This is a genomic window from Butyrivibrio sp. WCD2001 (assembly GCF_000424485.1).
In the GTDB taxonomy this organism is placed as follows: Bacteria; Bacillota; Clostridia; order Lachnospirales; family Lachnospiraceae; genus Butyrivibrio.
Genome location: NZ_AUJZ01000004.1, coordinates 141,693 through 167,551 on the forward strand (window position 1 = coordinate 141,693; position 25,859 = coordinate 167,551).

Below are 25,859 nucleotides of genomic sequence, written 5' to 3' on the forward strand. Positions count from 1 at the left end.
GTTCAGTTGATGAAGCCAACTGAACTCATCTCTTATTTTTATATATATTATGCGTTAACAATCTTACCAAAGTCGGGCTTAAGTGAAGCACCACCGATAAGACCGCCATCGATGTTGGGCTTTGAAAGAAGCTCAGCAGCGTTGCCTGCATTCATTGATCCGCCGTACTGGATACGAACTTCATCAGCTGTAGCCTGATCGTAAAGCTTAGCAACAAGCTCACGGATAAATGCACAAACTTCTTCAGCCTGGTCAGCAGTTGCTGTCTCGCCAGTTCCGATAGCCCAGATAGGCTCGTAAGCGATAACAAGCTTCTTAACCTGATCAGCTGTTACACCGCTAAGATCCCATGTGATCTGTCTCTCGATCCACTCCTTGTAAGTACCGGCCTTACGAAGTGCAAGTGACTCACCGCAGCAAAGGATAGGTGTAAGACCTGCAGCAAATGCCTTCTTTACCTTAGCATTGATAAGAATATCATTCTCGCCGAAGATGTCTCTTCTCTCGGAATGTCCCATGATAACATACTTAACGCCTGCATCTACGAGCATGGGTGCGGAAATCTCACCTGTGAAAGCACCCTTATCCTCGATGTAGAAGTTCTCAGCACCAACATTAACGTTTGTGCCCTTTACAGCCTCTACGACAGGAACGATATCAATTGCAGGAACGCAGTAAACTACGTCTACATCATCATTTTTAACTAAATCTTTAAGCTCAGCAACAAGCTTTACAGCTTCAGAAGGTGTCATGTTCATCTTCCAGTTGCCAGCAATGATTCTTCTACGTGCCATTTTAATAAGTCTCCTTTATTGTTTTTCATAAGGAAGTTCGACTCTCGCACTTCGTGCTCGATCGAACTAACAGTAATACTAAGCTCGAGAAATACCTCGATAAGTATTACTTGTTATCTGCAGCAACAACACCGGGAAGCTCCTTACCCTCAAGGAACTCAAGTGAAGCACCGCCACCTGTTGAGATGTGGCTCATCTTGTCAGCAAAACCAAGCTGGTTAACAGCTGCTGCACTATCACCACCACCGATGATTGTTGTAGCATCTGTCTCTGCAAGAGCCTTAGCAACAGCCTTTGTACCTTCAGCAAGTACAGGGTTCTCGAATACACCCATAGGTCCGTTCCAAACAACAGTCTTTGCACTCTTTACAGCATCTGCGAAAAGATCTCTTGTCTTCACACCGATATCAAGACCTTCCTTGTCAGAAGGAATTGCGTTGGACTCAACGATTGCTGTCTCGATATTAGGATTGTCGATAGGATCCGGGAATCCGCCTGATACAACTGTATCAACAGGAAGAAGAAGCTTCTTGCCGTTCTTCTCAGCCTTCTCCATCATTTCCTTACAATAATCAATCTTCTCGTTATCTACGAGTGAAAGACCTACTTCATAGCCCTTAGCCTTAAGGAATGTGTAAGCCATACCACCACCGATGATAAGTGTATCGCACTTCTCAAGGAGGTTATTTATAACGTTAAGCTTATCAGCAACCTTAGCGCCGCCAAGGATTGCTACGAAAGGACGAACCGGATTCTCAACGGCGTTGCCGAGGAAATCGATCTCTTTCTGCATAAGGTAACCAACTGCGCAGTTGCCACCCTTCTCACGAACATACTTTGTAACAACAGCTACGGAAGCGTGTGCTCTGTGAGCAGAACCGAAAGCGTCACATACATAATCATCACAAAGATCTGCAAGCTCTTTTGCGAAAGCTTCGCCTGCATCTGAAGGCTTTGTCTCTTCCTTGCCACGGAAACGTGTATTCTGAAGAAGAACTACATCACCCTCACCCATAGCCTCAACAGCAGCAGTTGCATCCGCACCTGTTACGTTGTAGTCAGCGATGAACTTAACGTCCTTGCCAAGCTTAGCAGAAAGGCTCTTAGCTACAGGAGCAAGAGACTCACCCTCGTTGGGGCCATTCTTAACCTTACCAAGATGTGAGCAAAGGATTACCTTGCCGCCATCTGCGATAAGCTTCTTGATTGTAGGAAGTGCAGCATTGATACGTGTCTCGTCTGTGATTTCACCATTCTTGAGCGGTACGTTGAAGTCACAACGAACAAGTACTCTTCTGCCCTTTGCGCTGAAATCATCAACAGATTTCTTATTAAGTGCCATTATAATAGCCTCCTTGTTATAAAATTTAAGGCCCGGTCCTTACGGACCGGACCTTTTCTTAATCAGTGATTACTTAACAAATTTTTCAAAGTACTTGATTGTACGAACCATCTGAGATGTGTAAGAGTTCTCGTTGTCATACCATGAAACAACCTGAACTTCATAGAGGTCGTCACCAATCTTTGTAACCATTGTCTGAGTTGCATCGAAGAGTGAACCATATGTCATTCCAACGATATCAGAAGATACGATCTCATCCTCGTTGTAACCGAATGTCTCAGGATCAGAAGCCTTCTTCATAGCCTCGTTGATGCTCTCCTTAGTAACTTCTGTGCTGCTCTTAACTACAGCGAAAAGAAGTGTTGTGGAACCTGTCGGAACCGGTACTCTCTGAGCAGCGCCGATGAGCTTGCCGTTGAGTTCAGGAATAACAAGGCCGATAGCCTTTGCAGCACCTGTGCTGTTAGGAACGATGTTAACAGCGCCTGCACGAGCTCTTCTAAGGTCACCCTTTCTCTGAGGTCCGTCAAGGATCATCTGATCACCTGTGTAAGCATGGATTGTTGCCATGATACCGGACTGGATAGGTGCATAGTCGTTAAGAGCCTTAGCCATAGGTGCAAGGCAGTTTGTTGTACAAGAAGCTGCAGAGATGATGTTGTCATCTGCTGTAAGTGTCTCGTGGTTAACGTTATATACGATTGTAGGAAGATCATTTCCTGCAGGAGCAGAAATAACAACCTTCTTTGCACCAGCGTTGATGTGTGCCTGAGCCTTGTCCTTAGATGTGTAGAAACCTGTACACTCAAGAACAACGTCTACACCGATCTTACCCCAAGGAAGGTTATTAGCGTCAGCTTCCTTGTAAATTGTGATCTTCTTTCCGTTTACTGTGATGGAATCGTCATCGAAAGATACCTTATCAGCATACTTGTACTTACCCTGTGAAGAGTCATACTTAAGAAGGTGTGCAAGCATCTTGGGTGCTGTAAGATCGTTGATTGCTACGATCTCTGTTCCCTCGTGCTCAAACATCTGTCTGAATGCAAGACGACCGATACGGCCAAAACCATTGATTGCTACCTTTACTGCCATTTTAAGTCCTCCTAAAATGATATTAAAATTTATTTGCTGCTACTAATTCTTTACAACGTGATTGTCAAAAATTTGACAGCAAATTTATTTTATCTAACTTCTCTCAATTTTTCAAGTAATCTTTGGGCAAAAACACAGAATTATCAAAAATTTCCTTATATAGAATCAAAAATGTACGCATAATCGTTTTATCTGAACTCTTAATTGATAAAATTCTTTCTATACTCTAGAATATAGGATGTTTTTGAACAAAAAGATTTATGATTTACAAGGAGATCATTATGGGAGACACAGAAAACAACAATTTTTCAGGAATTAGTATGAAAACAATTATTATTGTAGTAATAATAGTTGGTTTACTTCTGGCATTCCTGATTCCGCTTATCGCATTTCTTTCGGTTAATCACATGAAAACCTCGGACAAGGTACTCAGCAGTACTCACGATTCCATGAAATGGGAAGCACATAATATTGAAGGCGAGTGGCAAAGGGTTATAGACGAGAATCTGGGATCCCTTGAGGCTGTTGCATTATCGCCTTCCACAATTTCTTATATGGAAGATACTGCCAATGCAGAACTTGCAGACAGTGAATTATCTTATCTGCAGAGTGTTGAATCTTCTCTTTCCGAGGATTCAAAAATCATTCTTACCGGCACTGACGGCATGCAGCTCCTTAGTACAGAAGGCGACCTTAAGGATGTCTCTGAAAGAGATTATTTCGCAAAAGCCATAAGCGGAGAAAATGCCATATCTGATGTCATTGTTTCAAAATCAACAGGTGCTCTATTAGTAACCTTTGCCGTTCCGGTCAAATCCGAAAGCGGTAATATCCTGGGTATCGTTCAGAGAAACTATGATCTTTTCAATTTTCATAAAATCCTGGCAGACCAGAATGATCACGCATTTCTTGTGGACAGCTCGGGAATGCTTGCAGCTCATTCCCAATTTGCAGCAAACGGTGACTCAGTCGAAGATTTGAGCCACGAGCTCTTCATGACTCAGGAAACAGGGGAAGGTCTTTACAGAGCCAATAATGGACAGGGCACCTGGTATAATCTCTATCATTTAAGAAACGAAGCTTCGGACTGGACCATTTGCGTGGTAAAAGAAGAAGAAAAATAATGAATTCATAACGGAGAAAAAACATGTCAAAACAATTACCGGCAGATTTTCATATGCACACACACCACTCGGGAGATTGCGACTCTCCCATGGAAGCTGTCATAGAGCAGGCTATCAAAAAGCAGCTACCCGCAATTTGTATCACAGAGCACATGGACATGGACTATCCCGATGTTCCGGACGGAATAACGGATCAGTTCGTAGTCGATACGGATGCCTATTATAAAGAGTACTCTTCTATTAAAGATAATTATGCCGATACCATTGATATTTATTTTGGAATCGAGCTTGGAATGCAGCCGCAGGTTGTGGACGCAAATCTCGAGTATGCAAAGAAATATCCCTTCGACTTTATCATAGGTTCCAATCACGTATGCCACGGAAAAGATCCCTACTTTGCTTCTTTCTATGAGGGACGCACTGAAAAGGAAGCCTTTACCGAGTTTTTCGAATCAACTCTCGAGAACATAAACTTATTCGACGATTTTGATGTCCTCGGCCATCTGGACTACCTTGTGCGCTACGCTCCTAATCTGAATAAGAACTACACCTACAAGGATTATTCAGATGTCATCGATGAGATCCTGAAGACTCTTATTGCAAAAGGAAAAGGACTTGATGTAAACACCAAGTCCCTTTATACAGAGCCCACTTTGGGAGATCCCAATCCCTCACGCGAAGTGCTCGCCCGCTACAAAGAGCTGGGCGGCGAGATCATAACCTTTGGTTCCGATGCGCACAAGCCCGAGAATGTCGGTCTTGGCTTCGAAACCGCTGTAGAAATCGCCAAAGCCTGCGGCTTCAGGTATTACACACTGTTCGCCAAACGTAAGGGCACGTTTATTAAGCTTTGATCATAAGGAAGTTCTGCTCTCGCTTTGCTCGCCAGAACTAAGTGCGCACCAGCAGCTCGAAATAACCTCGCTGGGTGCTTACTTAAAGAAAGCCATCTCGGCGTTGAGCTTCTCGGCAACTTCCTTGAGGGAGTCTGCTGAGGATGCCAGCGTTGTAACGGTTGCTGAAAGCTCCTGCATGGAAGCACCGGTCTCCTCGGAGGATGCGGCGTTCTCCTGCGAAATAGCGGACAGCGATGCCATAGCATCGGCAACCACATTCTTTGCATCTACGCAGGTTCCTGCGTCAGTTTCAATACTCTTAACACTTACAACCGTTGATGAAATGTCTTCTATCATAGCATTTACGCTCTGAACTGTACTTCCGAGTACTGCCTGCTGCTCGTCGTTTTGTCTCTGAACCTCTGATGCCATAGCAACCGCTGACTGAGACTCTGACAGAAGAACATCCATCTCTCTTCTGATATCATCTGCCATAGTTCTGGAATCGTCGGCAAGCTTTCCGATTTCCTCAGCAACAACCGCAAAGCCCTTTCCTGCTTCGCCTGCTCTTGCTGCCTCGATGGAAGCATTAAGTGACAATAGGTTTGTCTGGGATGCAATGGATGCAATTCCCATAACCTTCTCGTTGATATTCTCAACTGCCTTACTGGTTGCACCAATCTTCTCCGTGATCTGTACGATACTCTCGCTCATGCTCTCGGAACTATGCTGCAGGTCTGCAAGACTCTGCGCAGATTCTGTGCTGACTTCCTGCATTCTGCCTGCAAGATTTGCAAGATCATCCGTGCTGGTCTGAACATTGCCGGTTGCTTCGCCGATACTGCCGACATTCTCTGTTACGCTCTGAATCTCGTCAGCCTGCTGCGTTGCACCTGATGCAATTTCCTGAACCGCATTGGATACATCGTCTGCTGTCTGCGAAATCTGATTAGCAGTATCCGCCAGTTCCTCAGACGAACTGTTCACGGATATCGTCGAATCCTTAATGCTTGTAACAATTGAATTCAGTTTATCAATAACCGCATTGGTGTTATTGATGATCTCACCAAATTCATCCTCTCTTTTTGTGAACTTAGTAATCCTATGAAACTCGCCTTCTGCAAGCTTACTAACGGAATCATTAACCTCTTTTAGCGGAAGCGTAAAGGAATTGGCCATCTTAAGGGATACAAATATCGCAATGATTATCATGGCTAATCCAAGTCCGATGATAATATTGCAGGATTTATATGTGGGTGCCATTATCACATTATATTGTGCTGCAGTTACAATAAGCCAACCGGTCTTGGGTTCCTTTTGGAAGGACATAACATACTTTATTCCATTATTCGTTCCAATGGTACTTCCGTTATCAGCAGACTGAGATTGCTTATAAAGACCAAATTCACTAAAATCAATAAGATTATTTGCATCAATCTCCATCGCGCAATGTCCGATAAGCTCGCCCGCCGAAGATAGTATGAAAGCCTCTTCCCCCTTTGATGAATCAACATTTTCCGCAAGAAAAGAATTCATATTATCAAGGCTATAACTTCTCATTATGGTTCCAATAACCTGCTGCCCCTGATCAAAAATAGGGGTAATAATGAAAATTGTAGCCTTTCCTGTAGTCTTGGAGGCATATACTCCAGAAACAAAGGTATTGCCCTTAAGCGCATTCTGAAAGTAATCTCTGTCAGCGATATTCGTTAATTCTCCCGATGACCTTACCACCTGATTTCCGTCTGGAGCTGTAACTACAATAGAGTTGTCTCCATCAAGCTTACTCTCCATATCCTGGAGCCAGGCCTGCATAGCCTCGTTATCGCGCTGATCTTCAGAGCTTTGCATATAGCTGACCATATAAGGGCTCGAAGCTGCTGTCTGAAGAGCACTGACCATCTGCTCAATGTGTTCCATGTAAGCATTCTCTATTACCTGAGCCTTCTTTACATTAATTGACTCAGCATCCTCTAAAGAGTTAGTCATTGAACTGCGATAGCTTACAACAACCGATACCAGTATCGGAATTATGCAGATAAGCAGCATAACACTGATAAGCTTCGGCTTTACGCTTTTTAATGAAAAGCCTTTCTTTTGTGCGCCTTGTTCCTTTTTTTCCTGTGCCATCTTAATTACCTCCGTTTTAAATATCCTTATCAACTGTCAGAAAACACTCTTCTGCCAGCTCGGTTTCCTTTTCATATAAAAGCTCTTTAAGTCTGAAAATCCAAAGACCTTTTGGAAATGACATGATCTCATCCTTCTTTACTCCGAGACGCAAAAGCCGCTTTCGCAGCTGCATGCACTCATCAATGTAAAGATAAATTGCCAGAGTCAAAATAATGATAAACATCAAAATAAAGACAAACAAAATAATCATAATCCCACCTCGCGTTCATTATACTAAATTCCATTTTGCTAATGTGTGATTTTCCGAATATTTTAGGTTAACTTTATCCTTAGTTTATGGTTAGAACATTTTTTTTGAATAACCTATACCTTATAATATTTAAGTAAGAAAATATGCCATTTTATGCCCACGGAGGGAGATTGGGGATGTCCAAAAAACCTGACCTTGTAAAGAAAATATGCATCACCAAAGCTGTATTTATGGCAGTTTTCATTTTGCTTGCAGCAATATACTTTTTCATCCTTATAACTAATCAGAATCTTCGCAGTTCCATCTTTGAGGACAAGGCTTATCTCGTATCTTTTATAGTTATATGGCTCTGTCTTCTGACAGGATTTCTTTGCGTTTTCCTGGATTTTATTCTTATGAAGAAAAACCGGAATATGCTTCGGGATCTGCGTGATCTGTCTTTTCTCGATAAACTCACGGGTCTCCCCAACAGATACAGCATTGACCGCATATCTCAGAAATACGACTCTCCCGAAAAGCTCCTGCACCTAGGGTGTGTCCTTATGGTGCTGGATAACTTAAAAGAGATAAATGAAAAAAGCGGACGTGGAAGCGGTGACAAAATCATTTCCGATTTTTGTTCAATTCTTGAATCGGTTGGAACTCAGTATGGTCTTATTGGAAGAAACAGCGGTAATGAATTTTTGGTCGTAATCGAAAACTGTGACAGAACCGCCGTCGATCTTTTCCTGGGTGATCTCGGAAGAAGAATTCACAACAGGAATGCTCTTTCTCCGGAGAATCCCATAACGCTTTCATATTCAAGCGTCCTTGGGGACAGTGTAAATGCAGACCATTTTTATACTTTAATAACCTGTGCTTACAGGAATTTTACCGAAAACCCGAATGTTCTTACTTAAGGTACAACAGATGATGTTAGGGAAGCGTTCTTCAAGAATACAACAGCTCGTTCTTGATATGTGGAACGACGACACAGAGGCTTTCACAGAGATCTACTGTCTCACCGTGGATGATACCTACAACTATTGCCGGCACATCCTTGGTGAAGACGACAGGAGTCTTGAGGCTGTGCGCGAAATATACTCCATTGTTGTAAAGAACATACTTAAGCTTAAGGATCCTTCCCTTTTTGATGCGTGGCTTCGCCGCATCGCTTTCGACGTATGTTATGACCGGGTCATGGCAGAAGGCCGCACCGATCTGTACTCACTGCTCCATCCGGAAGAGATCGAATCTTTGTCATTTTTTGAGAGAGAGATTTTCTTCCTGCATGATTTTGTAGGACTATCAGATAAGGATATTGCAAACGCTCTTCATATAACAAAGCGCCATGTGGAAAAAAGCCTCACAAACTCAAGAGAACACATTTTAGAGCTAAGAAAACTAAGACGCGCGTGATGACTATGGAATATGTAAAAGACAGGAAGAATAAATTTCATATGAGCGATAACGAGATTTCTTCCACTCTCCTTGAGGTATTGGAGTTATCCGGGAAGGCCGGTGCTTTTGCGGGAGAAAATCAGGAAAAGAGCAAAGCATCAAGAGGCTTTATAAAAAGCGCTCCGGATTTTCTTTCCGTGAATATTTATGTGAGCCTCGCTATGCTTGTCATTATCACCCTGTCTCCGATTTTGCTGCTTGTTCTGCCGCACGGCATTGTCATTGACGCGGACAGACTGCTTGCCGCAAAAGCCATGGCTAACCGTGAGACCTATGATGTCTCGACACTTGTTAAGGGAACAAGGGACAATACCCCTGTGTGTCTAAAACCCAAGGCAGACGGCAAAGTCGTATACAAAAACGATGTCGCAAAGGTTGATGCAACAAACGCATCTGAGGGCTATGTGATAATACGCTATACCGGCGAATCGCCAAAGGTAAAGCTCAGAATAACCGGTCCCGATGAAGTTGTATACACCTATAACCTCACAACAGACGGCGGAAAGGATGAGGTTTTTCCTCTTCAGGCAGGGGATGGAAAATATCTCATCGCAGTTTATGAAAACCTGGTCGGAACACAGTATGTAACGGCATTTACTCAAAACATAGAGGTCACCCTTAATGACGAATTCCTGCCGTTTTTGTATCCGAATCAATATGTGAACTTTAATGAGGGCAATCAGGCGATAGCCTACAGCGAGTATTTATCCTACACGGCAAACGATGACCTGGATGTAGTTTCCGCAATATATAACGCCCTGATCAGCAGCATGTCCTATGACTACGAGGAGGCTGAAACCGTACAGAGCGGTTACCTTCCGGACATAGATGAAGTTCTGACCACCGGAAAAGGCATCTGTCTTGACTATGCCGTGCTGATGACATCAATGCTTAGGTCCCAGAGGATACCCACCAGAATGGAGGTCGGCTACGCGGGAACCGCATACCATGCATGGATAAGTACTTATATAAAAGATGTGGGCTGGGTAAACGGAATGATTCAATTCGACGGCAAAAAATGGTCGCTTATGGATCCGACTTTTGCTTCCACGACAGAAACCACAAAGCTGGCATCCTTTATCGGTGATGGTGAAAACTACCAGACTAAATATATTTATTAACTGAGGAAAACACTATGAATTCAAAGGCTGAAAAAAAACTATCGGACTATGAGATATCCGTTTTCTGCAGGCAGATGGCAATGCTGATAAAAGCAGGTATTGCCCCGCTTGAAGGAATAGAAATCATGCTGCAGGATTTCAAATTTGAAGGGGATGATTCCACACTTAAGACCATCTCACAAATTCTGAGTTCCGGCGAAAGATTTCACGTTGCCCTGCAGATGACCGGAGCTTTTCCAAGCTATGTGATACACATGGTAACAATAGGTGAGGAGTCCGGTAATCTGGATCTGGTAATGGATTCCCTTGCCGATTACTACGAGCAGGAAGATACCATACGCACAAATATAAGCAGCGCCATCTCCTACCCTCTCATAATGATAGGAATGATGATCGTTGTAATCATTGTTCTGATCACACAGGTGCTTCCCATTTTCGGTCAGGTATTCGCTCAGCTCGGAACCAGCATGAACAGCTTTTCGAGGTCGCTCTTGGCTGTAGGAAGCGCGCTAAACCGCTACTCCATCGTGTTTATAGCTATCATGGTTATTTTTGCGGCCGGCTGTATCTTCTTCGTTAAAACTAAAAAGGGGCATGATATTTTCAGAACTATCGGCATGCACATTCCTCCGATAAGAAAGATTTACGGAGAGATTGCAACCGCCAGATTTGCAAATGGAATGGTACTTACTCTGTCAAGCGGAATGGACACCTATGAAGGACTCCGCCTTGTAAGTAAGCTGGTTGAATACAAGGACATGGTTGTAAAAATCGAGACATGCCGCTCACTTATCGCAGCGGGTGACAGCTTCCCGGAGGCTGTTAAGGAAGCCGGTATCTTCAACAAGTTTTACTCAAGGATGGTTGCCATCGGCTTCCAGTCCGGTTCAATGGATACCGTAATGCAGCAAATAGCCAGAAAGTATACGGATGAGACCCAGAGAAAAATGTACAATTTCATTTCTATCCTGGAGCCCACACTCGTAATCATCCTTTCACTGATAGTAGGACTTATCCTTCTGTCAGTAATACTGCCACTGATGGGAATCATGTCATCGATCGGGTAATTATGTATGGAAGAACTCACTCTCAAAAAAAGGCAAAACTTCATACTTAGTATCATGGGCTTTATCGTTCCTTCGCTTGTCATCATTTTCATCATCGTGATTTTTTACATCGGAGTTTCACAGATAAGCAGGAGCACAGAAAAGAAACAGGAAGAAAGCCTTTATACAGCAGTGGAAAGAGACATCGTTCAGTGCTATTCCATCGAGGGAATCTATCCTCCGAGTTTGGAATATCTTGAGGAACATTACGGCCTTGTCTATGACAAGAGCATATTTTTTATAGATTACAGACCCGTCGCATCCAATATCTATCCGGATGTCACAATTTTGCGCGTTAAAGGAGCAGGCCTTCGTTCATGAAAAAACAGTTTGAAAGCAGACATACCGTGGATATGCTCTTCGTCATCGCTCTTCTGTTTTTATTTGCAATGGGAGCGCTGATGCTTATTGCGCTTGGCTCAAGTATTTATAAGAGAAGTGTCACCACTCTTGCGGAAAACTACGACAGGCGAACGGCTTATGCATATATCACTGAAAAGCTCAGGCAATATGATGCCGAAGGAAATATAAGCACAGATATTTTCAATAAATCCGGTGCTCTCAGAATAGATACAACAATAGGTACAGTGGATTATGTGACCTACCTCTATGAGTACGAAGGCAGTCTTATGGAGCTGTTTTCAAGAGCAGACGCAGGGACACTTCTACCTGAATCGGGGCAGCGGATAATGGATATTAATAACCTTGAAATAACAAGTAAAGGAGAAGGTCTTCTGCAGATAACCATCACTTTGACTGACGGAAAGGATCTTACTTTTATAACATCGAAAAGATCCGGCACAGGGGCTAACGGATGAATCATACACAACACAGCAAAACGAGTCTCTTTCTGATGGAGCTCATCATATCAATTTTGTTTTTCTCTATATCCGGGGCAATCTGCATCCAGCTCTTTGCCAAGGCTCACACTTTGTCTGAGCAATCTGTGGAGATGAACAATTCAGTTTTATGGACGCAGAATATCTCTGAGGTTTTTTACGGAAGCCGCGGGAATCTGCACACCATCGCCGACTATTTTGCTGGCTGCTGCGTTGTCCTTGAATCCTACGATGACACCCCTGAGATCGGGGCGCTTATTATGTTTTTTGATGAAAACTGGAATCTTATAGATTTTCCTTCTGAAAACGGTGCTCTGAATTTCGCAGGATATGAGCTCCTTCTGTCCATAAAAAAACTTCCCGCAAAGGAAGTTTACGCAGACACGCAGGCCGACACCTCACTAATGGACGGCGATGCACTCCAAGGCGAGATAACCATCCTCAGGATGGATGAGCAGACCACAATCGACCAGATTCCGGATGATGATGATCCTGATATCATTTCCGACAGATACACCGATTTTTACATTGGAAACACGGAGGTAGACAATAGTGAAGCGTAAGCCGATCTACAGCACCCATATAGGCGCAGCATCTATTTTGCTGATTTTCCTTGTGCTGAGCCTCATATCCTTTGCATCGCTGACTCTTGTCAATTCAAGGGCAGATTATATTCTGAGCAAAAAAATGCTGGACAGATCTCTTTCCTACTATCAGGCCTGCCACGAAGCCAGCGGATTTATTGCCGAGAATGAACCTTCCTTTAGAAAAATCGACTGGAGTGATCCGAATATCAACGTGAATTCACTTAATAAAAGTATTACTCTTAGTGAATTCCAGACTCTTGATGTAAACATAAAACCGATGTATTCGGAAAGTCCGGATACTCCCACCTATGAGATTCTTGAGTGGCGTGTTGTTACACATAATGATGAAGTTGTTTATGATGAGACTCTTCCTGTAATGAAGTGATATTTTTCAGGGGCATTTACATGGATAAAAATTATGGCTCTAGCAAAATTGAATTCAGTGCAAAAAGAGAGAACAGAAAGATTCTCGAATACTTTGGCAAATGTACTGAGACCATAGAAAATAGCAATCGTTACATGCTTAGAAAGTCTTGCATGTATATTGCTATGTGTTATATTGCAATGATTTTCCTTGGTAAGATCATCGTTGCCGACTTCAGACTGAGCATTGCTCATGTACTGCTGGTTCCGCTGCTTACCATTTATTTCCTGATCAATCTTTATACGAGAAAAGTGGAAAAATTGTCTGCCGTCACAACAGAAGTTCTTTGCATAACCTTCTACTTTGTTTTATTTATTCTGTTTATATTGAGGGATATGACATCTTCCGCTGATCATCAGGCCATGTGGTTTCCATTATACCTTGTGGTATTCCCTACGGTGTATATTACAAGGATGTATAAATATGGCCTTTTTGAGTTGACGCTTGTTATCATCTTCTGCATTGCTTCATTTTTCACCAAAACCACAGATATCTTCCACCATGATGTATATCTTGCTCTGGCATCTTATGTGTTATCTATGCTAAGTGCGCACATCATTCTGGAGGTAAGATCCCAGGAGGGTCTTGCCTTTGACGAGCTGACCAAAATCAGTACAATCGATAAGCTTACTTATCTTCTGAATAAAGGTGCTCTATTAACTGCAATCAACAATTATTTTGAGCGAAGAAAGCCCGGCGATCCGTGCGGTATGTGTATTATCGACGTGGATAATTTCAAACAGGTCAATGATAATTTCGGCCACGATACCGGTGATAGGCTTTTGGCAAATATTGGCGAGCTTCTAAGAAAGAACTTCAGATCTACGGATTATATCGGAAGATTCGGAGGAGATGAATTCATGGTATTCATGCCGGGTCTGGCAAGGCTTGATATTGTTGAGATGCGCTGCAGAACTATGCAAATGATGCTGACTGACTTGGATCTCGGTACCGGTAGTCCTTTTACCTTAAGTATAGGCGCGATCATCGACACCGGAGATCATTCCATTGGTGAAGTATTCCGCATGGCTGACGACGCCCTCTACCAGTCCAAGCTCATGGGCAAAAACTGTGTTAGTACCTGGGTTATTCCGAAGAGCGAAGCCTACGGAAAACCTCTTATTTTGCTTGCTAGCTCCGCAGAAAGCATGAGGTCGGAGAAATTCCTGAATGCAGCTTCCGAAAAGTTTTCGATCATCGAGACTCACAGCGGCGACACAGCTCTCACTTACCTAAGCCAGTACCACGATAACATCCGTCTTGTCATCGTGGATCTTGATATTGAAAAAATCTCCGGCGATCAGGTCATCCATTACATCAAGGATCGCGCCGGTTTCAAGCACATCCCCGTCATTGCGGTTGCCACCGACGAGGATTCCTTCATGGAGGCCCGAGAAGCCGGTGCCGACAAGGTCTTCTTCACAACAGATAAGGCAGCCTCATTCAAGACTGCTATCGACGAACTAACAAAGGAAGAATAACGCGCCGGAGCGACTGTATAATCTGCCGAAGGGTATTAATGGGCGCCGGGGAGTTTCGTCAGAATACAGAGTCTATGCTCTCAGCAATAATCGCACGGCATTCTTTTAAAACAGACATGCTGCTGCAGAGGATAAGGACTTCGTTCCAGCAGGAATACAGTTCATCAGGAAGATTCTCAATATCGTTAAAGCACCACATGACAGCGAAATCCTCGTATCCGTCTGCGCCATTAAATCCGTTTACATCAATGTCGACCTTTTCAAATATCTGATGCCACTCTTCTGCATCTGTTCCGCAAAATGCTATGTTCTTACAGCCTTTTAAGAGGAGAATCTCCGCAAACTTTCTGATGAGGGAATCATCGATAATCTCATCCGTAACGATGATAACTGTATGGTTATCCAATTCCTTTATCTTTTTCCTGTTAACAAGGATGTTTAAAGAAAAAAGTCCGTAAGTGATTGATGGATATGTCTGCTCATTAGGATATATGCTCATTTTATGCCCTCCCTTGGTATATAGGCAGTTTATTTACCGCCTGTAAGCAACAACCTTTTCTTCTACACCATTATTTGTAACATTTTTTGTGTACGATATATGAGACAGTAAAAAATCCATCGTTACTATTCACAGATTAAATTTGTATACTGAATAAAGCTCACATTAGTGGGCTTTATTTTTATTGTTGAAATGGTTAAAATTTTAGTATTAGTTAATCGTGATTTGATGGATTATAGACATTTACTCGAAATAGATGAAAGGACAACACATCAATGATGACAAGATATGAAGATTTGGAAGAATTTATTCCGGTACACACAACAGTTACTCAGGAAAAGCTAGATGGAGAGAAGGTTTTCAGGGTCATAAAAAAGGAAAAAATCATGCAGTTCGATGAGAATACCTTTGTCAAACTGAGAAATATAGATTTCCATAATGGTATCATCAGGGTAAAAATGTTGAGCAGGCTTCTTCCCGACGCTCCGGATTTCGCCAGAGGATTCATAGGAATCGTTTTTAGGGTAAATCAGGATAATAGCGAGTTCGAATCTTTTTATATAAGGCCAACTAATGGGACAACAAATGATCCTGTACGTAAGGCACATGGATGTCAGTACTTTTCTTATCCGGGATATACTTTTGCTTATTTTAGAGAATTTGGAATCACTAATTATGAAGCGCCGATTCATAATGGATTAAATGAGTGGGTACAGCTGACAGCCATTATTCATGATGAAAAAGCTCAGTTTTATTTGAATGAAGAAAAAGATCCTGTACTTGTGGTTCATTTTATGAAACACGGTAAAGATGCACACGGATCTATAGGATTCTTTTCTGAAATCGGAACAGAGGCTTTCTTTAAAGATTTTGAAGTAGAATATAATGACTGACAGATGTATGTTCTGATTCTGAAATAATACTTCTTTCCAGTTTTCAGCTTTTTAATTGTTTTGGAAGTAGTCTTTGCTTTACTTACAGTTACAGATTTCACATCCTTCTTAAACTGTTTATCTGTAGAGTACTGGATTTCGTAGCCCTTTATTCCGCTCTTGGTCTGTTTCTTCCATGTAAGTGTAACGCTATTCTTCTTTGCTGTCAGTCTTCCTGATGGAAGACGCTCTACATGTGAACCTGAAACATTTCCCAAATAAAACAACTTTTTGTTCCCCTCGAATAACGATTATACAACATGCTCCCCAAATGATAAATGATATAATTTTATTATGAATTAGCTGTAATAGCCATGCTCCAGCAGATTATCATTTCCTTTGCCGTAAATGTCGATTTGTCCATCGCAAAAATACACGCATTTTGTAAATCGTATGGTACATCCATAATACTTTTATATTGGTTGTTCACACTAGCGTTTTCCGCTCCGAGCACAAACACTTCCATCGCATCGTTAATATCTTTTATCGTGTAGGATCTCTTTAGCTCTATCATGCTGATTTTGGAATCATAGTCTAACTCTATAAGTTCAGCTGACCGTTTAAATTCATCTTCAGCAAGCATTATGTAAAAAGCATCAACAACAGATAATCCCCATTCATCAGGATTATCTTCCGAATGTAAGCATCTCATCATTTCTTCATTAGATCCGACTTCCGGATCAGCAAATGAGTAGATATATCTGCATCCATATTTATCCCAGTTCTTTATCACTTCGATAACAGCAGGCTTAGAAATAACCAGTTCACCTGTGTCTCTGTCAATTTCATAAAAATACTGTGATGCAAATGTTTCATGGCGGGACTTGTATGTGGCTTTATTTTTTTCTTCGATACTCCATTTAGCAAACACGCCAATAAAGATGATTATAACAACACTAAAAAGTATAATTATTCGTTTCTTCATTTTATTGTTCCGTATCTACGTCTGAATAGCTCTTTTCAACTTCACTCGGAATCTCAAAGTCCTCGCCGAGTGCCTTTGCAAGAACAGTTGCAAGATAGTAGGTTCTCTTTCTTGTATAGACGCAGGCTGTGCCGTTTTCAAGCTGGGGCTGGAGGGTTCCACCGAGTGCTTCGTTTCCGGCTTCCTTCACAGCTGCTTCCTTACGCTTAATCCATGCGCGCTGATCATTAAGAAGTTCTTCTTTTTCCTCGGGAGTTACCTTTTCGATGAGTCTGCTCCAAAGAGAGTTAAGCTCTTCATCCCAAAGGGTATACATCTCATATGTAGTCACATTCGCCGGCTGCTGAGGCATCGCTGCCCAATCGAGGTTTTCGTATTCCTGATACTTTGCTTCAACCTTTGCAAGCTCTGACTGAAGAGTGCCATCATCTACAATAGTCTCTGAAGACTTGTTATCTGTTTCCGCTTTCTTATTATCAGTCTCCCCTGAAGTATTACTATCAAGCATATAAAGATTTATGTTGCTATAGGTCGGCATTTTTCCGTTCTTGATTTTATCTGTAACACCGATGGATTCCATTTTATCCGCCTCAATTTTATAGAGTTCATCCATTGATACAAACTTACAATCCTTAAAGGAATCCACAACATCTTTGTATTTGCTGTCGGTATAGAGATTCGGAATGTTCATGGTTTCATAGGTCTCATTATCATAGACCTCGAAGGAATAATACTGTTCTATCTTTTTGTCTTTGCTCCATTCCTCAAGCTGAAGATTATAGATAGTCATGCTTCCCTCAATATCTGATAAGTCAAAATTGGCATGGTCTTTGTAGTTTGCAAACATCTCGAAGTCCATTTCCTGCTCTTCGTAGTAGCCAAACTGATATTTTCCGTCAGCATTAATATAAGCTTCATCCCATCCATGGTTGGATGCTCCGTTACTTCCTCCTCCGGATATAATGCCGTATTCATAGATATCTGTCTGACTTCTGGACCAGGATGCAAATGCATAGATAACCTGAAGTTTTCCTTCAAGCTCTTTTATTACCAAAGTCAGTTCGCTTCCGGGTTCCACAAAGGGTCCTACCATTTTCAGGGCCATCTCTCTTACATCATCTGCTCCGCAATCGATGAAGGCATACTCCATTGTTTCAATGTCGCCGCCAGCAAAGTAATACGCATCATTATTGAGAATACCCTGGAGTGTATTTCTAAGTTCACTCAGCGTGTATTCCCTGTCTGTGGGAACATAGGAAATAATGTCGTCAACATAAGAACGATACTCGGAATCCTGGAATACATTATTCATGTAGTAATCGAAACTAAGAGTGCTGTCGCCTACAAGAAAAGCGTCGTAGAGATCGGATTCAGCATTTTTCTCATCTGCGGTATTGTCAGTATTGTCCTTTTCTTCGGCTCCATCATTATTCTGTGAGTTCTCGCTATTTTTATCATCTGAGCTATTGTCAGAATTATTGTTTTCTTCAGCTCCATCATTTATCGAATCGTCGCTGCTTTCAGTATTTTCAGATATGTCTGCATTATCAGTATTGGCTACGCTATCGCTATCTCCATCCTGCTCATTATTTGCACTATCATTTTGATCATCCGCAGTGCTTGCTGTCTCACCACTCTCAGAAATTGTCACACTTCCATCCTGTGCTGTAGGAGTGCAACCTGCAATAAGAGTACTTATCCCCAAGATAACAAATAGTTTTGTAAATCTTCTCAATTTTCTCATCCTCCCAATCTATTATTTCCAAGCCATAAGCCCTTATATTTTTTTCATACTGTTCTTCAATATATCAGCTTTTTAGCCACTTTGGTAGCCCTTTTTCATATGTAGCCTTTTTCATATCATAAATAATTATGCTATTGATAGATAATCTTATGCCATGCAACAAATATCATTTTTGCTTTTTGATTTGTTGTTAGCAATTTCTTTATATGCAACAAATCTCTGTATTTCTTCTCATTTTATTGTTCCTCATTTTTCTCTATGCAACAAATCTCTACTTTCCTTCTCACTTTATTGTATGCCTACTCTTTAGCAAACAATAAATCATTGCGTTACATCTTCTTTTGTTGTCTATCCTTTCTTTGCATACAACAAATCTTTATATCACGTCTTGTTTTGTTGTAAATTCTTCCTCTCTCATGCAACAAATTAATATATCTCTTCTCTTTTTGTTGTTTCCCTTTTCATTGGCCTTCGTTTGACCCTCATTGGCCTTCGTTTGACCCTCATTGGCCTTCGTTTGACCCTCATTGGCCTTCTTTCTCCCTTCTGGCATACAACAAAACTTTACCTTTATCCTTATTTTATTGCTAATAATTGCTAGCATATAAAAAACGGCCGAGCAAAAACTGCTCGGCCATCTTCATATCTAAATTATATTATGCGGTAACCATTTCAGGTTTATTACCTGTATACAGCTGGTAGTATCTCTGCTTAAGTTCAAGCAGTTCGTCGTGAGTACCCATCTCCACGATGCGACCCTGCTCAAGAACTACGATACAGTCTGAGTTCTTAACAGTGGACAGTCTGTGGGCGATTACGAAGGTTGTGCGACCATGCATCAGCTTGTCCATACCATCCTGAACAATTTTCTCTGTACGGGTATCGATGGAGCTTGTAGCCTCGTCAAGGATAAGTACAGGCGGATTGGCAATGGCTGCTCTTGCAATTGCAAGGAGCTGACGCTGACCTTGTGAAAGATTTGCTCCGTCACCTGTAAGCATTGTGTTGTAACCCTCTGGAAGTCTCTTGATGAAGCTGTGCGCATTAGCAAGCTTGGCTGCTGCCTTAACCTCTTCATCAGTCGCATCGAGCTTACCGTAGCGGATGTTCTCTGCAACAGTTCCCGTAAACAGGTGAGTATCCTGGAGAACCATTCCAAGTGACTTTCTAAGATCCGGCTTCTTAATCTTGTTTATATTGATGTTATCATATCTGATCTTACCGTCCTGGATGTCATAGAAACGGTTTATCAGATTTGTAATTGTGGTCTTTCCTGCACCGGTAGAACCAACGAGTGCAACCTTCTGTCCCGGTTTTGCATGAAGAAGGATGTTGTGAAGAACCATCTTATCATCAGTGTAGCCGAAGTCAACATCATTGAAGGTAACATCGCCTTCCATGGGCTGGAAGGTTGTTGTACCCTCAGCCTTGTGATAGTGCTTCCATGCCCAGCGTCCTGTAAATTCCTTAGATTCAACAATCTGTCCGTTTTCTTCCTTGGCATTAACAAGCATTACATAGCCATCATCTGTCTCTGACTGTTCATCAAGAAGATTGAAAATACGCTCAGCTCCTGCAAGTGCCATGATAATACTGTTAAACTGCATGGACACCTGGTTAATGGGCATTGAAAAGCTCTTGTTAAATGTAAGGAAGCTTGCAAGTCCTCCTACTGTAAAGCCAAGATACTGATTAAGAGCTATTGCACCACCTACGATCGCGCATACAACGTAGCTTAAGTTTCCGAGCTGTGCATTTATCGGTCCAAGGATACCTGAGTAAGCATTTGCCTTGTAGGCACTCTGGTAAAGCTCCTCATTGAGCTCATCAAATCTCTTTATAGTATCCTCTTCATGACAGAACACCTTGATAACCTTCTGTCCTGTCATCATCTCCTCGATGTAGCCGTTTAGCGCGCCAAGATTTTGCTGCTGTGCAACGAAATTCTTACCTGATGCTCCGGTTGCTATTGCAGACAGAAAAATCATAAGTGCAACCATTATAAGTGTCACAATTGTAAGCGGAACACTTAATACAATCATTGAAATAAACACGCTGACAATAGTGATCGCACTGTTTAAAAGCTGCGGAATACTCATGGAGATCATCTGTCTGAGTGTGTCAATGTCATTGGTGTATATCGACATGATGTCACCGTGAGCATGAGTATCAAAATACTTTATCGGAAGAGATTCCATGTGGTTAAACAGTTCGATTCGAAGATTTCGAAGGGTTCCCTGTCCCACATAAATCATCAGTCTCGCCTGAACAAAAGCTGCAACAACACCAATTGCATAGAAAATGATCACATTTCCGATTGCCTTTGCAAGGGGACCGTAATCCGGGTTCGCCTGACCGATAAGCGGTGTGATATATGTATCGATCAGAGTCTTGGTAAACATCGTTCCCTGAACGCTCGCTATAACGGAAAGAATGATACAGATAACAACAAGTACCATGTGAATTCCATAGTCTTTAAATACATACGACATAAGCCTCATAAAAAGCTTGCCGGGATTTTTTATCTTTGGTTTCGGGCCGCCTCTCATATGACGATTTCCGGGGCCTCGTACCTCTTTAACTTTTTCTTCTGCCATCAGTTATCCCCTCCTTCATCGAAATCAGCGTCGCCGCTGGAACCAACCTGAGATTCATAAACCTCGCGGTAAATCGTGTTATTTGCAAGGAGTTCTTCGTGTGTTCCGAAGCCGTCAACCTTACCATCATCCATAACTATAATGCGGTCACAGTCCTGAACACTGGATATTCTCTGAGCAATAATAAGCTTTGTGGTATTCGGGATTTCCTCGGCAAAGGCCTTTCTTATCTTCGCATCTGTTGCGGTATCAACAGCACTGGTGGAGTCATCCAGAATAAGTATCTTGGGCTTTTTAAGAAGCGCTCTTGCAATACAAAGTCGCTGTCTCTGTCCACCTGAAACATTGGTTCCGCCCTGCTCGATAAAGGTATCATAACCCTCGGGCATTTTTTCTATAAACTCATCGGCACAGGCCAATGCGCAGGCTCTCCTTACTTCTTCATCAGTTGCTTCCTTGTCTCCCCAGCGGAGGTTCTCATAAATGGTTCCGCTGAATAACACGTTTTTCTGTAAAACAACAGAAACCTGATTTCTAAGAACTTCCATATCGTATTTTCTTACATCGATTCCGCCTACACTTACGCTTCCTTTTTCAACATCGTAGAGACGGCTTATAAGATTAACAAGTGAAGACTTCGCAGAACCGGTTCCACCGATTATTCCGATAGTTTCTCCTGACTTGATATCAATGTTTATATCCTTAAGTACAGGCTCCTCGGAATCCGCGTTATATGCGAAATCAACATGATCAAATCTGATGCTTCCGTCCTTTACCTCCATAACAGGCTGATCGGGATTGGAGATACTTGTCTCCTCATCGATAACTTCTGCAATACGCTTTGCGCTGGCAGATGACATGGTCACCATAACAAATATCATAGAGAGCATCATGAGACTCATCAGTATATTCATGCAGTAGGTAAGAAGACTCATCATCGCGCCGGTAGTGAGCTCATTTGAAACGATCATATGAGCACCCATCCAGCTTATAAGAAGGATGCATGCATAAACCGTTGCAGTCATAACAGGGCCGTTTAATGTAACAACTTTCTCTGCTCTTACAAACATTTCATAGATATTAAGAGCAGCTGTCTTAAACTTGCTGTTTTCATACTCCTCACGAACATAAGCCTTGACTACGCGGATTGCGGATACATTCTCCTGTACGCTCTCATTGAGTCTGTCATATTTTTCAAATACTTCTCTGAAATACTTTGTTGCTTTGCTCATGATGAAAATAATGAAAGCTCCAAGGAGGAGTACTGCGATAAGATATATCGTTGCAAGCCTGGGGCAGATAATAAATGACATAACAAGAGCAATTATCATCGATGCCGGTGCTCTCATCGCCATTCTAAGTATCATCATATAAGCATTCTGAATATTCGTAACATCAGTGGTAAGTCTTGTTACCAGACCTGATGATGAGAACTTGTCTATATTTGCAAAGGAGAAGGTCTGGATGTTATCAAACATTCTCTTTCTCAAATTCCTTGCAAGTCCCGTGGATGCCCTTGATCCATAGAAGGCGCCGCCGATACCTGCGAGCAATCCTAAAATTGCCACAACTATCATCATCAAACCTACTCTGATAATGTAGTTCATATCAGCGCCGTTAATTCCAAGGTCTACTATCCTACCCATGAGGACGGGGATGATCATCTCGCAGATAACCTCTCCTATCATACACAGGGGTGTAAGTATACTTGGCAGTTTGAATTCATGTAATTCCCCAAGAATTTTCTTTACCATTTATTCACCATCCTCTGAAAAAATTAGAACGCCGAAGCGTTCTATATATTATATGACATTCTTAACATAAATTGTATACAATTTGTAAGTTTTTTATTTTCCCCTCATCCGGCACTTCGTGCCACTTGTCTTCGCTCCGCTTCGGTCCGCGCTGAGCCGACGTCCCCCGGACGTCGAGCGCCCCCAAGGGGAAGGCTTTTGTTTTATTCTCCCCCAAGGGAAAGGCTTTACTCCTTAATAAAGGTGCGTACATTAACCCCGTTTACTTCGATGTGGTCGTCCACCTCGATTACAAGGCACTGCCTGCCGTCGATAATTCTGGATTCCACAAGGTCCGCTCTGTCGGGTTTAACCTTGATAACAACATTGGGAGCTTCTATATCGAACTTTCTGGTGTTGGCAATATTCGTAACAAGAAGCGGCTGTTCCTGCTCTCCGACTATTTCTTTATAGTTGTGATCAAAGTAGTCCATTCGCTCCTCGGGAACACCGCTATCTGAGAGAAGGTGCTTTACATCTTCCTTTGAAAGTTCGAAATGAACCTCATCCTCCTCGTGATCCTCGAGCATCGTGTTCAAATTTTCATGGATGTTTCTCATCACATCATAGTCAGCCTCTTCACCGATTGTCTCCTCAACCAGCGCCTGGAAAAGGTTCTTCTGCTCCGGTGCAGACATAGGTGCCCTTCCTCCGAAAAGTGCCTGAATAAACTCGGGCTGAAGGTCCTCGGGCTTTTTTGAAAAATAGAGCATGTTGTGGATGTCCGCATTTCTCTCAATAAACGCAGGAAAAAGGAAGCCCTTGGAAGGTGCATCCACAACCCAGTCGCGGTATCTGTCCTCTATCTCGTTGGTCTTTTCATTATAGCCAAGTCCTGCCTTGGAAAGCTTAACCGGACAGATGCTGCAGAGAATGTAATCATAGATATTCTCCGATGCATCCTCCATCTCTATTCCGTCTCTGGTCATTCCGGGGATATCATAGACAGCATGAACGAGGATTATATAATAATTCTCTTCCATAAAAAGATTGGCAATAATCTTGTCATAGAATTCATCAATAAGACTGTCATCCTCAAGATGGGAATCACGAAGACGCAGTAAAAACTCCTGAGTTCCTCCCTGCTCTTCCTGGTCAAGCGGGAATTCGAGATTTATAAGACTTTTTCCGAATACTCCTGTAAGTGTGTGTTTGAAAATATCGAGATACTTGAACATCTCCTCATCGGGGATGCTTCCGAATGCTTTTTTAAACACAAGGCGCTTTGATTTTTCGCCATCAACATAACACCCGCAGATGTGATCGATAGTACATCTGTCGGGTGTAAATTGTTTCCTTATTTCTAATACTTCTGCTTTATTCATGTGAGCTGTTTTACCGGTGTGCTTATTTCAAGTACACTATTCCTTTGCTATAAATTTATCGCACATCTCGCGGGCAAACTGAACAGGATATAACTGAACCATAACTGAATCAATAAGATTTTCGATAGTCATCTTGAAAGCTACCTTGACGAAATTATCGTACTCGATTTCAAAACTCTTTTCAAAAATCTTGACACTGTCGACATCTATTCTGTTGACAACAGGAGTACTGATATCAGTAGGAACACTGAGCATCATAGAAAGAGACGTAGCCGCAGCACCCATCATCTGGTTCATGGCCTCCGAAGCTGCGGAAAGATGAAGATCCGATATCTCACAGTTAGTGTTGGTACCGTCTCCACCCATCATAAGATCCGTCATAACCTTAACATCATTCTCCTTGAGAATGAGAACGTTATTGCCGGTCAGTCCCTTAACGTAGTGAATCTGAACAAAAATGCAGGTATTCTCATAATCATCGAGAGTCTCGCTGCGCTTGATCACGGAAACATTCGGTGTGGTTATATCCACCTTTTTATTGACCATCATGCTGAGTGTGGTCGCGGAATTACCCATACTGATGTTGGCAATTTCTCCTAAAGTATCCATCTGTTCGTTTGTAAGTACCTGATCCATAAGAACCCCTCGCTTCTGTATAATCAGTTTTTTATTTCGCTAGATATCACGGATATACTACTATTTTATGCCATCATAGTTTTTGTGTAAAGGAAGAAAGGGGCTGTGATTTCTTAATTTTCTATAACCTTTTTATTTACTTATAAGGTCTTTTAGTTCATAAAGTGACTCCATTTTCTTATAATAAAGTCCCTTTACCTCTTCCTCGTCATCATTCTGATCGGGAATGTATACGGTTTTAATACCTGCCGCAGCTGCTGACCTTACTCCGTTTGGAGCATCCTCCACGGCGATACAGTTTTCCTTGGGTACTCCAACCTGTTCACAGGCATACAAGTAAATGTCGGGCTTAGGTTTTCCCTCTTTAACCATGGTGGCACAGCATATCTTATCAAAATAAGAAAGAAGCCCGACTTCGCTCAAATATCTGGTGGTTCTCTCCTCATCCGTCGCGGTTGCTGTAGCGATAAGGATATTTCTCTCCTTAAGAAACTGAAGAATTTCCCTGGCTCCGGGCTTAAGATTTATCCCTTCCTTCGCAGCCAGCTCCTCAAAGAGAATTTTCCTGTAAGCGCGCGCTTCATGATAGTCAAAATCATCGCCGTACCACTTTTTGAACTGCTCGGGAGCAAAGGGTCTTCCGAGACTTCTAAGCTGCAGTGCCTGTTCTCTTGTCATGTGAAATCCGAAATGCTCTATTGTTTTAGGCCACACTATCTGATAGTACTTTTCCGTATCGATGAGTGTTCCGTCAAGGTCGAATAATACTGCCTTTATGTCCAATTTCCTTCTCCGCTTCATTCTTTAATCCTTTGTGCTCTGCATCGAAAAATATT

The 25,859-nt window shown here is 42.2% G+C and carries 27 protein-coding genes; 12 read left to right on the forward strand and 15 right to left on the reverse strand.

All coding sequences use genetic code 11. The annotated features are described in order from the left end of the window. Nucleotides 1–47: 47 nt before the first annotated feature. The 3 genes from tpiA to gap form a co-directional block, all read right to left on the reverse strand. Nucleotides 48–794 carry a triose-phosphate isomerase gene (tpiA, locus tag G630_RS0103745; protein ID WP_022761615.1) on the reverse strand — a complete coding sequence of 249 codons (747 nt, stop codon included), beginning with the start codon at nucleotides 792–794 and terminating at the stop codon, nucleotides 48–50. Nucleotides 795–900: 106 nt separating this feature from the next. Then, a complete protein-coding gene (locus G630_RS0103750) occupies nucleotides 901–2,136 on the reverse strand; it encodes a phosphoglycerate kinase (protein WP_022761616.1) in 1,236 nt (411 codons plus the stop codon). Between the two features lie 69 nt (nucleotides 2,137–2,205). Continuing rightward, nucleotides 2,206–3,231, reverse strand: a complete 1,026-nt coding sequence (gene gap, locus G630_RS0103755; RefSeq protein ID WP_022761617.1) for a type I glyceraldehyde-3-phosphate dehydrogenase — start codon at nucleotides 3,229–3,231, stop codon at nucleotides 2,206–2,208. A 281-nt stretch (nucleotides 3,232–3,512) separates the two neighbouring features. On the opposite strand from gap, the gene G630_RS0103760 reads away from it, so the two are divergent. Both G630_RS0103760 and G630_RS0103765 read left to right on the forward strand, forming a co-directional pair. Next, nucleotides 3,513–4,355 (forward strand): cache domain-containing protein, encoded by an 843-nt coding sequence (locus G630_RS0103760; RefSeq protein WP_026497801.1) that lies wholly within the window; start codon nucleotides 3,513–3,515, stop codon nucleotides 4,353–4,355. Nucleotides 4,356–4,378: 23 nt separating this feature from the next. After that, nucleotides 4,379–5,209, forward strand: a complete 831-nt coding sequence (locus tag G630_RS0103765) for a histidinol-phosphatase HisJ family protein (RefSeq protein WP_022761619.1) — start codon at nucleotides 4,379–4,381, stop codon at nucleotides 5,207–5,209. Between the two features lie 78 nt (nucleotides 5,210–5,287). On the opposite strand, the gene G630_RS0103770 is transcribed toward G630_RS0103765, so the two are convergent. Together G630_RS0103770 and G630_RS0103775 are read right to left on the reverse strand one after the other, a co-directional pair. After that, nucleotides 5,288–7,321: a methyl-accepting chemotaxis protein gene (locus G630_RS0103770; RefSeq protein ID WP_026497802.1), complete on the reverse strand. Its 2,034-nt coding sequence runs from the start codon at nucleotides 7,319–7,321 to the stop codon at nucleotides 5,288–5,290. Nucleotides 7,322–7,337: 16 nt separating this feature from the next. After that, nucleotides 7,338–7,574 (reverse strand): hypothetical protein, encoded by a 237-nt coding sequence (locus G630_RS0103775; RefSeq protein ID WP_022761621.1) that lies wholly within the window; start codon nucleotides 7,572–7,574, stop codon nucleotides 7,338–7,340. A 176-nt stretch (nucleotides 7,575–7,750) separates the two neighbouring features. Here G630_RS0103775 and G630_RS0103780 point away from each other — a divergent pair, with 176 nt between their 5' ends. The 9 genes from G630_RS0103780 to G630_RS23315 are packed head-to-tail and all read left to right on the forward strand — an operon-like array spanning nucleotide 7,751 to nucleotide 14,572. Then, nucleotides 7,751–8,473, forward strand: a complete 723-nt coding sequence (locus G630_RS0103780; protein WP_022761622.1) for a GGDEF domain-containing protein — start codon at nucleotides 7,751–7,753, stop codon at nucleotides 8,471–8,473. Nucleotides 8,474–8,483: 10 nt separating this feature from the next. Continuing rightward, complete coding sequence (locus tag G630_RS0103785) at nucleotides 8,484–8,972, forward strand: RNA polymerase sigma factor (protein WP_155829234.1); 489 nt, start codon at nucleotides 8,484–8,486, stop codon at nucleotides 8,970–8,972. A 5-nt stretch (nucleotides 8,973–8,977) separates the two neighbouring features. Beyond that, the gene (locus tag G630_RS0103790; RefSeq protein WP_242829896.1) at nucleotides 8,978–10,135 is read left to right on the forward strand and encodes a transglutaminase domain-containing protein; all 1,158 of its coding nucleotides are present in this window, start codon (nucleotides 8,978–8,980) and stop codon (nucleotides 10,133–10,135) included. Between the two features lie 14 nt (nucleotides 10,136–10,149). Continuing rightward, nucleotides 10,150–11,202: a type II secretion system F family protein gene (locus G630_RS0103795; protein WP_022761625.1), complete on the forward strand. Its 1,053-nt coding sequence runs from the start codon at nucleotides 10,150–10,152 to the stop codon at nucleotides 11,200–11,202. A 6-nt stretch (nucleotides 11,203–11,208) separates the two neighbouring features. Then, entirely contained in the window at nucleotides 11,209–11,562 is a 354-nt protein-coding gene (locus G630_RS0103800; protein WP_026497804.1) for a hypothetical protein, read from the forward strand. Further along, complete coding sequence (locus tag G630_RS0103805; RefSeq protein WP_026497805.1) at nucleotides 11,559–12,059, forward strand: DUF4860 domain-containing protein; 501 nt, start codon at nucleotides 11,559–11,561, stop codon at nucleotides 12,057–12,059. The genes G630_RS0103800 and G630_RS0103805 overlap by 4 nt, the downstream gene beginning before the upstream one ends. Beyond that, a complete protein-coding gene (locus tag G630_RS20565; protein ID WP_022761628.1) occupies nucleotides 12,056–12,643 on the forward strand; it encodes a hypothetical protein in 588 nt (195 codons plus the stop codon). The genes G630_RS0103805 and G630_RS20565 overlap by 4 nt, the downstream gene beginning before the upstream one ends. Beyond that, entirely contained in the window at nucleotides 12,633–13,052 is a 420-nt protein-coding gene (locus G630_RS23310; protein WP_022761629.1) for a hypothetical protein, read from the forward strand. The genes G630_RS20565 and G630_RS23310 overlap by 11 nt, the downstream gene beginning before the upstream one ends. A 20-nt stretch (nucleotides 13,053–13,072) precedes the next feature. Then, on the forward strand, nucleotides 13,073–14,572 hold the full coding sequence (locus G630_RS23315) for a diguanylate cyclase (protein ID WP_022761630.1): 1,500 nt from the start codon (nucleotides 13,073–13,075) through the stop codon (nucleotides 14,570–14,572). Between the two features lie 58 nt (nucleotides 14,573–14,630). Here G630_RS23315 and G630_RS0103825 read toward each other — a convergent pair whose 3' ends face one another. Beyond that, nucleotides 14,631–15,071: a hypothetical protein gene (locus G630_RS0103825; protein ID WP_026497806.1), complete on the reverse strand. Its 441-nt coding sequence runs from the start codon at nucleotides 15,069–15,071 to the stop codon at nucleotides 14,631–14,633. A 275-nt stretch (nucleotides 15,072–15,346) separates the two neighbouring features. On the opposite strand from G630_RS0103825, the gene G630_RS0103830 reads away from it, so the two are divergent. Next, nucleotides 15,347–15,964: a hypothetical protein gene (locus G630_RS0103830; RefSeq protein ID WP_026497807.1), complete on the forward strand. Its 618-nt coding sequence runs from the start codon at nucleotides 15,347–15,349 to the stop codon at nucleotides 15,962–15,964. Here the strand turns inward: G630_RS0103830 and G630_RS25795 are convergent. From G630_RS25795 to G630_RS0103870, 9 genes are all read right to left on the reverse strand, one after another. Beyond that, a complete protein-coding gene (locus tag G630_RS25795) occupies nucleotides 15,859–16,230 on the reverse strand; it encodes a fibronectin type III domain-containing protein (protein ID WP_081667787.1) in 372 nt (123 codons plus the stop codon). The two genes, G630_RS0103830 and G630_RS25795, sit on opposite strands and share 106 nt — an antisense overlap. Before the next feature lie 65 nt (nucleotides 16,231–16,295). Then, nucleotides 16,296–16,928 (reverse strand): hypothetical protein, encoded by a 633-nt coding sequence (locus G630_RS0103835; RefSeq protein WP_026497808.1) that lies wholly within the window; start codon nucleotides 16,926–16,928, stop codon nucleotides 16,296–16,298. A gap of 1 nt (nucleotide 16,929) precedes the next feature. Continuing rightward, a complete protein-coding gene (locus G630_RS0103840; protein WP_026497809.1) occupies nucleotides 16,930–18,663 on the reverse strand; it encodes a lysozyme inhibitor LprI family protein in 1,734 nt (577 codons plus the stop codon). A gap of 385 nt (nucleotides 18,664–19,048) precedes the next feature. After that, nucleotides 19,049–19,276 carry a hypothetical protein gene (locus G630_RS24980; protein WP_026497810.1) on the reverse strand — a complete coding sequence of 76 codons (228 nt, stop codon included), beginning with the start codon at nucleotides 19,274–19,276 and terminating at the stop codon, nucleotides 19,049–19,051. 52 nt (nucleotides 19,277–19,328) lie between these two features. After that, nucleotides 19,329–21,269 (reverse strand): ABC transporter ATP-binding protein, encoded by a 1,941-nt coding sequence (locus G630_RS0103850; RefSeq protein ID WP_026497811.1) that lies wholly within the window; start codon nucleotides 21,267–21,269, stop codon nucleotides 19,329–19,331. Then, nucleotides 21,269–23,023 carry an ABC transporter ATP-binding protein gene (locus G630_RS0103855; protein WP_026497812.1) on the reverse strand — a complete coding sequence of 585 codons (1,755 nt, stop codon included), beginning with the start codon at nucleotides 23,021–23,023 and terminating at the stop codon, nucleotides 21,269–21,271. The genes G630_RS0103850 and G630_RS0103855 overlap by 1 nt, the downstream gene beginning before the upstream one ends. A gap of 227 nt (nucleotides 23,024–23,250) precedes the next feature. Further along, entirely contained in the window at nucleotides 23,251–24,387 is a 1,137-nt protein-coding gene (locus G630_RS0103860) for a DUF4317 domain-containing protein (protein WP_022761639.1), read from the reverse strand. A gap of 36 nt (nucleotides 24,388–24,423) precedes the next feature. After that, nucleotides 24,424–25,023, reverse strand: a complete 600-nt coding sequence (gene fliY, locus G630_RS0103865) for a flagellar motor switch phosphatase FliY (protein ID WP_022761640.1) — start codon at nucleotides 25,021–25,023, stop codon at nucleotides 24,424–24,426. Between the two features lie 132 nt (nucleotides 25,024–25,155). Then, nucleotides 25,156–25,824: an HAD family hydrolase gene (locus G630_RS0103870; protein ID WP_026497813.1), complete on the reverse strand. Its 669-nt coding sequence runs from the start codon at nucleotides 25,822–25,824 to the stop codon at nucleotides 25,156–25,158. Between the last annotated feature and the right edge of the window lie 35 nt (nucleotides 25,825–25,859).

Coding starts and splice junctions, on each gene's coding strand:
- tpiA (WP_022761615.1), bottom strand. CDS start 794: ATGGCACGTAGAAGAATCATTGCTGGCAACTGGAAGATGAACATGACA.
- G630_RS0103750 (WP_022761616.1), bottom strand. CDS start 2,136: ATGGCACTTAATAAGAAATCTGTTGATGATTTCAGCGCAAAGGGCAGA.
- gap (WP_022761617.1), bottom strand. CDS start 3,231: ATGGCAGTAAAGGTAGCAATCAATGGTTTTGGCCGTATCGGTCGTCTT.
- G630_RS0103760 (WP_026497801.1), top strand. CDS start 3,513: ATGGGAGACACAGAAAACAACAATTTTTCAGGAATTAGTATGAAAACA.
- G630_RS0103765 (WP_022761619.1), top strand. CDS start 4,379: ATGTCAAAACAATTACCGGCAGATTTTCATATGCACACACACCACTCG.
- G630_RS0103770 (WP_026497802.1), bottom strand. CDS start 7,321: ATGGCACAGGAAAAAAAGGAACAAGGCGCACAAAAGAAAGGCTTTTCA.
- G630_RS0103775 (WP_022761621.1), bottom strand. CDS start 7,574: ATGATTATTTTGTTTGTCTTTATTTTGATGTTTATCATTATTTTGACT.
- G630_RS0103780 (WP_022761622.1), top strand. CDS start 7,751: ATGTCCAAAAAACCTGACCTTGTAAAGAAAATATGCATCACCAAAGCT.
- G630_RS0103785 (WP_155829234.1), top strand. CDS start 8,484: ATGATGTTAGGGAAGCGTTCTTCAAGAATACAACAGCTCGTTCTTGAT.
- G630_RS0103790 (WP_242829896.1), top strand. CDS start 8,978: ATGGAATATGTAAAAGACAGGAAGAATAAATTTCATATGAGCGATAAC.
- G630_RS0103795 (WP_022761625.1), top strand. CDS start 10,150: ATGAATTCAAAGGCTGAAAAAAAACTATCGGACTATGAGATATCCGTT.
- G630_RS0103800 (WP_026497804.1), top strand. CDS start 11,209: ATGGAAGAACTCACTCTCAAAAAAAGGCAAAACTTCATACTTAGTATC.
- G630_RS0103805 (WP_026497805.1), top strand. CDS start 11,559: ATGAAAAAACAGTTTGAAAGCAGACATACCGTGGATATGCTCTTCGTC.
- G630_RS20565 (WP_022761628.1), top strand. CDS start 12,056: ATGAATCATACACAACACAGCAAAACGAGTCTCTTTCTGATGGAGCTC.
- G630_RS23315 (WP_022761630.1), top strand. CDS start 13,073: ATGGATAAAAATTATGGCTCTAGCAAAATTGAATTCAGTGCAAAAAGA.
- G630_RS0103825 (WP_026497806.1), bottom strand. CDS start 15,071: ATGAGCATATATCCTAATGAGCAGACATATCCATCAATCACTTACGGA.
- G630_RS0103830 (WP_026497807.1), top strand. CDS start 15,347: ATGATGACAAGATATGAAGATTTGGAAGAATTTATTCCGGTACACACA.
- G630_RS0103835 (WP_026497808.1), bottom strand. CDS start 16,928: ATGAAGAAACGAATAATTATACTTTTTAGTGTTGTTATAATCATCTTT.
- G630_RS24980 (WP_026497810.1), bottom strand. CDS start 19,276: ATGCTAGCAATTATTAGCAATAAAATAAGGATAAAGGTAAAGTTTTGT.
- G630_RS0103850 (WP_026497811.1), bottom strand. CDS start 21,269: ATGGCAGAAGAAAAAGTTAAAGAGGTACGAGGCCCCGGAAATCGTCAT.
- G630_RS0103855 (WP_026497812.1), bottom strand. CDS start 23,023: ATGGTAAAGAAAATTCTTGGGGAATTACATGAATTCAAACTGCCAAGT.
- G630_RS0103860 (WP_022761639.1), bottom strand. CDS start 24,387: ATGAATAAAGCAGAAGTATTAGAAATAAGGAAACAATTTACACCCGAC.
- fliY (WP_022761640.1), bottom strand. CDS start 25,023: ATGGATCAGGTACTTACAAACGAACAGATGGATACTTTAGGAGAAATT.
- G630_RS0103870 (WP_026497813.1), bottom strand. CDS start 25,824: ATGAAGCGGAGAAGGAAATTGGACATAAAGGCAGTATTATTCGACCTT.